General features: G+C 43.2%; 3 protein-coding genes and 1 pseudogene. All 4 read left to right on the top strand.

Annotated elements, in window-relative coordinates; all coding sequences use genetic code 11:
- Positions 1 to 75 precede the first annotated feature (75 nt).
- Positions 76 to 447, top strand: a pseudogene (ubiB, locus tag R7Z77_RS23845) (ubiquinone biosynthesis regulatory protein kinase UbiB); the annotation flags it as partial.
- A gap of 52 nt (positions 448 to 499) precedes the next feature.
- Complete coding sequence (tatA, locus tag R7Z77_RS23840) at positions 500 to 745, top strand: Sec-independent protein translocase subunit TatA (protein WP_005382958.1); 246 nt, start codon at positions 500 to 502, stop codon at positions 743 to 745.
- Positions 746 to 748: 3 nt separating this feature from the next.
- A complete protein-coding gene (gene tatB / locus R7Z77_RS23835) occupies positions 749 to 1,147 on the top strand; it encodes a Sec-independent protein translocase protein TatB (protein ID WP_318136865.1) in 399 nt (132 codons plus the stop codon).
- Between the two features lie 68 nt (positions 1,148 to 1,215).
- Positions 1,216 to 1,968, top strand: a complete 753-nt coding sequence (gene tatC / locus R7Z77_RS23830) for a twin-arginine translocase subunit TatC (RefSeq protein ID WP_005379234.1) — start codon at positions 1,216 to 1,218, stop codon at positions 1,966 to 1,968.
- Positions 1,969 to 2,534: the final 566 nt, after the last annotated feature.

The following is a 2,534-nucleotide window of genomic DNA, read 5'->3' as shown; positions in this document are numbered from 1 at the left end:
TGAAACTCAGTATATTGTTTAATAATTATTCAATTTCGGACGACTTGGTTTTCTGTCCGAATTACGCAACAAAGCCTTGATTTGTGGGAGACCGCAAAACCATTCCTGGAGGAATGGATGATGAATCAAGTTGGGCCGCAAGCTCTAGTGAATGCGATTAAAGACCGCGCACCATTTTGGGCAGAGAAATTACCTGAACTGCCAGAGCTACTTTACGATAGCCTGAAACAAGGTAAAGCGATGAATCAACGTATGGATCAGCTTTATCAAGGGTATCGCCAGAGCAAGCGCCAGCAGGCGACAGGAAAGTTTTTGTTTGGCGTTGGCGCGACTTTAGTCGTATGCTCGGCAATATTGGTGAACGATGCTTTTGAGCAGCTTTCGTTGGCCTGCGGTATCGCAGGTGTCACATTTTGGCTGCTTAGTTGGCGAGCTTATCGTCAATAGACGTTAAACTCTTGAAATATTTTTGTTTGTTTAAAGACCCGAGGTAAAGAGAATGGGTGGTATCAGTGTTTGGCAACTTCTAATCATTGCTGTAATTGTTGTATTGCTATTCGGAACAAAGAAACTACGCGGTATCGGTGGCGATCTGGGTGGTGCCGTTAAGGGCTTCAAAAAAGCGATGAGCGAAGATGAACCTGCGAAAAATGACAAAGACGCAGACTTCGAACCAAAAAGTCTAGAAGAGCAGCAGAAAAAAGAAGCTGCTCCTGAAACGAAAAAAGACAAAGAGCAGGCGTAAAACGTGTTTGATATCGGTTTTTGGGAACTGGTATTAATATCTGTTGTTGGTCTGGTCGTTCTTGGGCCGGAGCGTTTGCCTCATGCTATTCGCAGCGTGTCTCGCTTTATCGGTGCCGCTAAGAGTATGGCAAATAGCGTCAAAGACGAATTGTCACACGAGCTGAAAGTCCAAGAGCTGCAAGAAAACTTGCGCAAAGCAGAACAAATGGGGATGGATGATTTGTCCCCTGAGTTGAAATCTTCAGTTGAAGAGTTGAAGAAGGCAGCGCAATCTGTAAATCGTCCTTACGCAAAGAACACCGATTCAGAGGCTGAGCCTGTAAAAACAGAGCCAGCAGCAGAAAAGGTAGAGAGAGCGCAAGAGAGCAAGGTTACAGCGGCAGATAAGAAAGCCGAATAGTCTCATTAGGAGGAGCTACTAGTGATTGGTAGCTCCTTTTTGATCTGGTTTTTAATAAGAGGTTTGCCATGTCTACCGTCGAGCAGACACAACCTTTAATTAGTCATTTGTTGGAGCTTCGCAACCGACTACTGCGCTCAATCCTCGCAGTGTTGGTCGTGTTTGTCGGACTAATTTATTTCTCTAACCACATTTACGAGTTTGTTTCCGCACCTTTAGTAGAACGTCTACCTGAAGGCGCGACCATGATTGCTACGGATGTAGCGTCACCTTTTTTTACGCCACTTAAGCTGACGTTAATTGCTTCGGTATTTATTGCGGTGCCGTTTATCTTGTATCAAGTGTGGGCATTTGTAGCGCCAGGTTTGTACAAGCATGAACGTCGATTGATCATGCCACTGCTGTTCTCTAGTTCGCTATTGTTCTACTGTGGAGTGGCATTTGCCTACTTCGTGGTATTTCCATTGGTGTTTGGCTTCTTTACCGCCATTTCTCTTGGTGGAGTAGAGTTTGCAACTGATATCTCGAGTTATCTCGACTTTGTGCTGGCGCTATTTATGGCGTTTGGTATCGCATTCGAGGTGCCTGTTGCGATTATTTTGTTGTGTTGGACTGGGGCCACTACACCAGAAGATTTAAGACAGAAACGTCCTTATATTATAGTGGCTGCGTTTGTCGTAGGTATGGTGTTAACGCCACCAGACATGATCTCGCAAACCTTACTCGCTATTCCGATGTGTTTACTGTTTGAAGTCGGTTTGTTCTTCGCGCGTTTTTATACTCGTCGAAGCGAAGAAGTAGAAGCGGAAACCGAAGAATAAGGCTAATCTAGATGTGAAAAGCGGCTCAATTGAGCCGCTTTTTTTTTGCGGTTGGTTTTTTCTTGGGCTAATTACTTAACTTTCATGACGTAACCACATTTTGTGCATACGTATACTTCCTTGAAGCCCAGCAGCTTTTGAAAAAAACTGCGCGGTACGCGTTGTAAGTAAGCACCATGTGTACACACTTCAACTTCCATATTCATGCTGTTTTACATTTGTGCTAATTAATGGGCGTAAATCAGTATAGAAAAATAATGTGTCGAGTTGTCGACAGTTTTGCAAAGCGGACGAAGTAAAGTGACGATATGAGAAGTAAGTAGAGTTGCTAGTTAATTATTATGTTTATCAATAATTTTGTATGGATTGTTCTACTATTTCAACAGGTTGAATCGTTCATTCAATAGTTTAGGTGATAAAAAAGCGACGTTGATTTCGTCGCTTTTTTCAATTCTCGTGTGCCGTCCTAAATAAGGTTGACACTTTCCACCCCAAAATTGGAGAGTGTTATGAAATCAACAACTAAAAGAACTCAGCGCGATTACTCCCTCGCTTTTAAACTCACT

Source organism: Vibrio sp. 1401, from assembly GCF_033340295.1.
The sequence above is the reverse complement of the archived record's forward strand: the minus strand, read 5'-3'. Positions and strand labels throughout refer to the sequence as shown.